The organism is Verrucomicrobiota bacterium, from assembly GCA_016871495.1.
Taxonomy (GTDB): domain Bacteria; phylum Verrucomicrobiota; class Verrucomicrobiia; order Limisphaerales; family VHDF01; genus VHDF01.
Genome location: VHDF01000007.1, coordinates 81,242 through 88,217, shown reverse-complemented (window position 1 = coordinate 88,217; position 6,976 = coordinate 81,242). Strand labels below are relative to the sequence as shown.

At 60.0% G+C, this 6,976-nt stretch carries 7 protein-coding genes; 5 read left to right on the top strand and 2 right to left on the bottom strand.

Annotated elements, in window-relative coordinates; genetic code table 11:
• The 4 genes from FJ404_03100 to FJ404_03085 form a co-directional block, all read left to right on the top strand.
• The coding region (locus FJ404_03100) for a PhoH family protein (protein MBM3821873.1) at positions 1-767 on the top strand (767 nt) is incomplete at its 5' end.
• Positions 768-775: 8 nt separating this feature from the next.
• Positions 776-1,723, top strand: a complete 948-nt coding sequence (locus FJ404_03095) for a GDP-L-fucose synthase (protein ID MBM3821872.1) — start codon at positions 776-778, stop codon at positions 1,721-1,723.
• Positions 1,724-1,754: 31 nt separating this feature from the next.
• Positions 1,755-2,912: a hypothetical protein gene (locus tag FJ404_03090; GenBank protein MBM3821871.1), complete on the top strand. Its 1,158-nt coding sequence runs from the start codon at positions 1,755-1,757 to the stop codon at positions 2,910-2,912.
• A 340-nt stretch (positions 2,913-3,252) separates the two neighbouring features.
• The gene (locus tag FJ404_03085; GenBank protein MBM3821870.1) at positions 3,253-4,140 is read left to right on the top strand and encodes a hypothetical protein; all 888 of its coding nucleotides are present in this window, start codon (positions 3,253-3,255) and stop codon (positions 4,138-4,140) included.
• A 7-nt stretch (positions 4,141-4,147) separates the two neighbouring features.
• On the opposite strand, the gene FJ404_03080 is transcribed toward FJ404_03085, so the two are convergent.
• Together FJ404_03080 and FJ404_03075 are read right to left on the bottom strand one after the other, a co-directional pair.
• Positions 4,148-4,864 (bottom strand): SDR family oxidoreductase, encoded by a 717-nt coding sequence (locus FJ404_03080; protein MBM3821869.1) that lies wholly within the window; start codon positions 4,862-4,864, stop codon positions 4,148-4,150.
• Between the two features lie 7 nt (positions 4,865-4,871).
• Positions 4,872-5,948 (bottom strand): Gfo/Idh/MocA family oxidoreductase, encoded by a 1,077-nt coding sequence (locus FJ404_03075; GenBank protein MBM3821868.1) that lies wholly within the window; start codon positions 5,946-5,948, stop codon positions 4,872-4,874.
• Between the two features lie 262 nt (positions 5,949-6,210).
• Between FJ404_03075 and FJ404_03070 the strand changes: the two genes are divergently transcribed.
• Positions 6,211-6,933, top strand: coding sequence for a type II secretion system protein (locus FJ404_03070; GenBank protein ID MBM3821867.1), 723 nt, complete (start codon positions 6,211-6,213; stop codon positions 6,931-6,933).
• Positions 6,934-6,976 lie beyond the last annotated feature (43 nt).

Sequence of the window (6,976 nt, the reverse complement as noted above, 5' to 3'; positions counted from 1 at the left end):
TCCATCACCCCAACGAGTATTGCAGCCTGGTGGATGCCGCGTCGCCGAAGAAGGCGGTCTTGTGCAAGGTGGACGCGGCGGGCAAGAAACTGGTTCCCATTCATGATTCGCGGGATGGAGTTTGGGGCATTCGGCCGCGGAACCGGGAGCAACATTTCGCGTTCGACGCCTTGCTGGACGACCGGGTCAAACTGGTGACTTTGATGGGCAAGGCGGGCACCGGGAAGACGCTGATTGCCATGGCCGCCGGATTGAAACGCACGGTGCAGGACCGGGAGTTCCGGCGGTTGGTGGTGGCGCGTCCGACCATTTCGATGGGCAAGGAACTGGGGTTCTTGCCGGGATCGCTGGAAGAGAAGCTGGCGCCGTGGATGCAGCCGATTCACGACGCGCTGGAGCATCTCGAGGATTTGAACATGGGCAGCGGCCACGGTCGGAACCAGGACTTGATGCGTTCAGGGTCGATCGTGGTGGAGGCGTTGAGCTACATCCGCGGGCGCAGCATCGCCCATCAATTCATTATCATCGACGAGGCGCAGAATCTGACACCTCTCGAGGTCAAGACGATCATTACGCGCGTGGGCCAGGGGACGAAAATCGTGTTCACGGGCGATCCCTATCAAATCGACAATCCTTATGTGGATTCGTCGTCCAACGGATTCAATTACATCATCAGCCGGTTCCGGCCCTACGCGCTGTCGGCGCATGTGGAGTTGCAGAAGGGTGAACGGTCGGAACTGGCGGAACTGGCGGCGAACGTGCTATGACCCCCGTCATCGATCGTGACACGAGGATTTTCGTGGCGGGGCATCGCGGCATGGTGGGAAGCGCGATTTGGCGCGCCTTGGAGCGTCGCGGCTGCCGGGCCTTGATCGGGAAAACCCGGGCCGAACTTGATTTGCGCGACGCGAGCTCCGTCAAGGCGTTTTTCGATCGGGAGCGTCCGGAATACGTGGTGGTGGCGGCGGCCAAGGTCGGGGGCATCGAGGCGAACCGGACGCTGCCGGTGGACTTCCTGTTGCACAACCTTGAGATTCAAAACAATTTGATCGCGAACGCGCATCGTGCCGACGTTCGCAAGCTCCTGTTTTTGGGGTCGTCGTGCATTTACCCGAAGCATGCTCCCCAGCCGATGCGCGAAGAGTACTTGCTGACCGGCGCTTTGGAGCCCACCAACGAGTGGTACGCGGTGGCGAAGATTGCGGGCATCAAGCTCTGTCAAGCCTATCGGCGCCAATATGGGTGTGATTTCGTCAGCGCCATGCCGACGAATCTTTACGGTCCCAACGACAATTACGATCTGCAGCATTCCCATGTCTTGCCGGCGCTGATTCGGAAATTTCACGAGGCCCAGAGGAGCGGACGGGACGTGGTGTCGTGTTGGGGCACCGGATCGCCGCGACGGGAATTCTTGCACGCGGACGACCTGGCGGAAGCGTGCGTGCGGATTCTCGAGGTTTACAGCGAGGAGATTTTCATCAATGTGGGCAGCGGGACGGATGTGACCATCAAGGAGCTATCCGAGTTGGTGGCCCGAGTAATTGGATTTCGAGGCCGGATCGAATGGGACGCCTCGAAGCCGGACGGAACACCGCGCAAACTCATGGACAGCTCGCGCATGTTCGCCCTGGGCTGGAAGCCACGCTTTGAACTCGAAGAGGGCGTGCGGGATGCTTATGCGGACTACTTGAAACGATTCGGGACCGCGGAGGCCGCGGCCTGAGACCGGGATGGGCTAAGGGACTCTTTACGGCATGCATTTGCTCAGAGGCATTCACCTCGGATACTGCACAAACATCCACCGCGGGGAGACCTGGGCGGAAACATGGGATGGGTTGCGCTGCCACACCTTGCGCGTGCGCGATCGGGTGGCTGGAGGGCGTCCCTACGGCATCGGGTTGCGGTTGAGCGCGGCGGCGGCGCTTGAACTTTCAGCTCCGGATCGTTTGCGTGAATTTCGCGAATGGCTGGATCGCGAACGCTGCTATGTTTTTACCATCAATGGATTTCCCTACGGACGGTTTCATGGCACGCGGGTCAAGGAGCAGGTTTATGTGCCGGACTGGACATCCCCGGAACGGCTGGATTACACCCGCCGCTTGATTGATTTGTTGGCGGAGCTGGCGCCCGCGGGCGGCGAGGGCAGCCTCAGCACCGTGCCCTGCTCGTTCAAGGAGTTCATCCGGACGCCGGATCAGGAGCGCGCGATGAGGCGCCATTTGTGGGAGTGCGTGGAGCATTTGGAGACGAAATCCCTGGAGAGCGGGCGCGATTTGCATGTGGGACTCGAACCCGAGCCCTTGTGTTACCTGGAGACGACGCAGGAGGCGGTGGAGTTTTTGGAGCGCATGGCGGCGGATCGTCCGGGCGACGAACGCCTCTGGCGGCGGCTGGGGGTGAATTATGACGCCTGCCATCTGGCGATTCAGTATGAGGAACCCGAAGCCTCTTTGAAGCGGATCGAAACTTCTGGCATCCGGTTGAGCAAGGTTCATTTCAGCGCGGCGCTGAGAGCGAACCCTTCGCCTGCCAACCGGTTGGCGCTGGCACCTTTTGTGGAAGGGGTCTATTTCCATCAAGTGGTTGCGAAGCTGGCGGGGGGAGGGTTGCGGCGCTACCGGGATTTGGACGAAGCGCTGGCGGTCCATCATCCCGACGAAACAGAATGGCGGATTCATTTTCACATCCCCTTGCATGCGCGCCCGGCGCAGGGCTTTGCCAGCACCTCGGATCATCTCTTGGGGGTGATGGATTATTTGGGGAGGTCGCCCGAACGCTGTCGCCATGTGGAAATGGAGACTTACACCTGGGAAGTGTTGCCGGAATCGATGAAGAACCGCGACGTCGTGGACCAATTGTGCGCGGAGTATGATTGGACCCTGTCACATTTGCGGGAGCGCGGTTTGGCTTGACGGCCATTCTCCTCTTAGGAATCGCGCAACAATGAATTCCGATTTTCCCGCGCCGGGTATTTGACCTGGAGCGAGGCGGTGTCGGTGACCGGGTCGTCTTGGTAACGCAGACAGCCCTGTCTGCTGTTTCGCAGGCTGCCCAGCCTGCGGGGCGACGCAGGGAACCCGGCTCGTCGAGAGCACGGAAGGGCCTCGTGCTTCACCGACCGGGCCGACGGGCCGTCGGCGATACGGCAGGCTGGGCAGCCTGCGCCACACGGCAGACCATTTCGGGATGCACCGCTGAACGACGAGGCTTGAACCGGGGGCTTGCGCCAAGACCTGGATCGGTTGAGGATCCATGTCCAAGCACGAGATGAGTTCTTCCCCACCATGGCGCGATCCTGCGGCTTACCTGAGGAGTCTGTTGATCCTGGGCCGGACTTCGAATCTGCCGACCGTGTGGTCTAATTGTTTGGCAGGCTGGCTTTTGGGAGGGGGCGGCCAATGGGGGAAGCTGGGATTCCTCTTTGTGGGGGCGACGCTCGTTTATTGGGGAGGCATGTTTTTGAATGACGCTTTTGACGCGGAGTTTGACCGTGCGCACCGGCCTGAGCGCCCGATTCCTTCGGGACAGATCGAGCGGAACGAAGTTTGGATATGGGGATTTGCTTGGTTGGGGCTGGGAATGCTGTGTTTGTTGGTGCTGGGATCGATGACAGCGCCTTGGGTGGCGTTGTTGGTTTTTACGATCCTGGCTTATGACGCCCTGCACAAATGGTTCGTCCTGAGCCCCGTTTTGATGGCGGCGTGCCGGGTCTGGCTGATCGTGCTGGCTGCTTCAACGGGGGGCGACGGGGTAACCGGGCACGCCCTTTGGAGCGCCTTGGCCATGGGGGCCTACATCGCCGGACTCAGTTATCTGGCAAGGAAGGAGAGCGGAGGGGTTTTGATTCGCCGATGGCCGTTGTTGTTGCTGGCGGTTCCGATCCTTTTTGCGTTGTTGATCAACGGTCCAGGATACCGGGGGCTCGCCATCCTGTGTTCGATCGTGGTGGCCGGATGGTGCGTAGGGTGTTTGCGGTGGAGTTTTTGGAGACAGCCACCGCAGGTTGGGAAATCCGTGGCTGGACTACTGGGTGGGATTCCCCTGGTGGACTGTTTATCGACGTGCGGCCAAGGTTGGTGGCTCTTCGCGGCTTGCTTCGCACTGGCGTTATGGTTCCAGAAGCGGATTCCGGCCACTTGAGTTTGCGTTATCGGGGCCGAACGACGAGTTCCTCCACGATGACGTTGGAAGGCAGCTCGATGGCCAGCAAGGCACAGCGGGCGACGTCCTCCGCACGAAGCATGCGGGAACGGGCGTTTCCGTCGGGGGGCGCGGGTCGTTTGTCCAACAAAGGCGTATCGATGTCTCCCGGGAAGATGGCGCAGGCGCGAACCCCGCGGGCGCGTTCCTCAGCGTTGATGGACTGGGTGAGGCCGGAAAGTCCGAATTTGGACATCACGTAGGCGGGACCGGCTTTGGGGCTGGCGAGCTTACCGGCGTCGGAGACGATGTTGACGATCGTCCCTGATCCGCGCTGGCGCATGCCGGGCAGGAACGCCTGGGTGCAGAAATAGGCGCCATTGAGGTTCGTATCGATCATCTCGCGGTAATCCTGGAGTGATAATACTTCCAGGGAACGGTGGGGAGCGTTGGTGCCGGCCGCATTGACCAGAACCTCGACTTCACCCAGGGATTGGACAACGGATTTGGCCATCTCGCCCACAGCGTCGTGGTTGCCGATATCGCAGGGAAAGGCTCGAACGGCGGCATGGGGGTTGAGGGTGGAGGCCAGCTTCGCCGTTTCTTCAAGCAGCGCGGGGCGGCGTCCGATGAGCGCGGTTTTCCAACCCGATTGGACCAAGGCGATGGCGATGGCCCGGCCCACGCCGCTGCCGGCACCGGTGATTGCAGCTACACGAGTCATAAGGAAATTAGGAAAGTTCGATCCAGCGTGAGTCGCGCGCCGAAGCGATGGCGGCATCCATCACCTTTTGAGCCAGGGCACCGTCATGGAACGAGGGACGGCAGGGGCGTTGATTGCGGATGGCGTCGATGAATTCGAAGGCCTGGTCGTATCGGAAGGTGACGAGAGGATCCCCCTGCCCCGGGTCGCGAGGCGACCCTGGCCAAGTCCAAAATTCCTTAGGAATCGTGATGGTCTCGAGACCGGGGCCGCCCAACTTGCCTGTTTGGAGCTCGTTCCAGCGTCCGGTGAAGAAAACGCATGAGGCTTCCTCGCCATTGATTTCGACGTAATCCAGACTGCGCCAGCTTTCATTGCGTCCGGCGGCGAGTTTGCTGCTTTCGAGGACGCCGGTGGCTCCGTTTTGGAAGTCGGCGAGGATGGCGGCCCAATCGTCGAGGTCGCTGGGATTGCCTTCCCGGAACTCGTGATGCCGGCGCAATCCGGCCACGAGGCGTTTCATGGGGCCGATGAGCAGGTGGGAGAAGTCGATGCGGTGGGACAGCATGTCGCCGAGTTCGCCACTGCCGGCGAGTTTAGAATGCTGACGCCAGCCGAGATGGCGTGTACCCCAGTCCTGGAGGCGGCAGGATCGGTAGTGGAGGGGGCGTCCGAGATCGCCCCTTTGGATAAGGTGGGCGAGGTAGCGCATGGCGGGCACGAAACGGTAGGTAAACGCCGTCATGTGTCGAACCCCGGCTCGTTCTGCGGCGTTGGCCATGGACTCTGCTTCCGCATAGTTCATGGCGATGGGTTTTTCGCAAAGCACGTGTTTGCCCGCGGCGATGGCGGCCAGGGCGACGGGCGCATGAACGACGTTGGGGGTGGCGATGATGACGGCGTGGACGTCGTCCCGGCGGACGATTTCCTGGTAGTCGGTGGAGACCGTGTTGACACCCGTTTGTTGTCGGGCGCGCTCCAGGGTGACGGAGTCTGAATCGCAGAGGGCGACGACGCGGTTTTCGGGGCAAAGGGCGAGGCCTGGGAGGTGATTTTGGAGGGTGATGCCGCCGCATCCGACGATGGCGATTCCGATGGATTTCATGATTTTCGGTTGAGGGCGCGAAGTATGCGGAGGAACGGCCGAAAGACAAGCGTGAGGTTGGTTGTGCGCGAGTCAACTTCACGCAAAAATGCGTGAAATCGGCCCAAAAACCTGAAGTTTTTGGGAAGGGAGCTTGGAGGTGAGGGAGTTGAGCGACTGGCACCGGGGCTGCTAAGATTTTTTTGGGAAAACCGTTGACACTTGAAAAACGGTTTGCTTAAAGTCCCAGCACCGTTAACCCAAAACAACAACCCATTATTCTATGAATCGCGTGCTAAGGAAAAACAAAGCATTCACGCTCATTGAGCTCTTGGTGGTTATTGCCATTATCGCCATTCTGGCGGGCATGCTCCTCCCGGCGCTGGCCAAGGCGAAAGCCAAGGCCCAACGCATCAAATGCGTGAACAACTTGAAGAACATCGGCCTGGCTTTCCGCATTTTTGCCACGGACAACAACGACCAATTCCCGTTTGCGGTTTCCACCAACGCGGGTGGTTCCTCGGAGTTTACCGCCGCGACGGACACGAAGAATATTTGGAGGCATTTTGCTGCGCTTTCCAACGAATTGAGCACCCCGAAGATCGTGATTTGCCCGAGCGACATCAACCGCGCGGAATCGACGGTATTCGCCGAAAAGGCTGTCGCTCCTGGCATTCCTTTCACCAAGAACGCGAACGTCAGCTATTTCTTGGGATATGAAGCGGACGAAACCAAGCCCCAGAGCATTCTCGCGGGCGATCGCAACGTCACGAACGACACTCCATTGGTCAATGTGCTGGCCAAGAACGCCTCTGTGGTCGTGAAGGTGGGCACGAACCAAACCTCCACCAAGGGTGCGGGTTGGGATAAGAACATTCACCAAAACCAGGGCAACATCCTGCAGGGTGATGGCTCGGTGCAGCAGGTCAGCGGTTCCAAGCTCCGCGAGCAACTGCGGAACTCTGGCGACGACAACAACCTCCTCGCCGTTCCGGGCAACACCTAAGCCTCGGAATTTCGCAAAGTTTTCACTTCATCAAGGGCGCTCT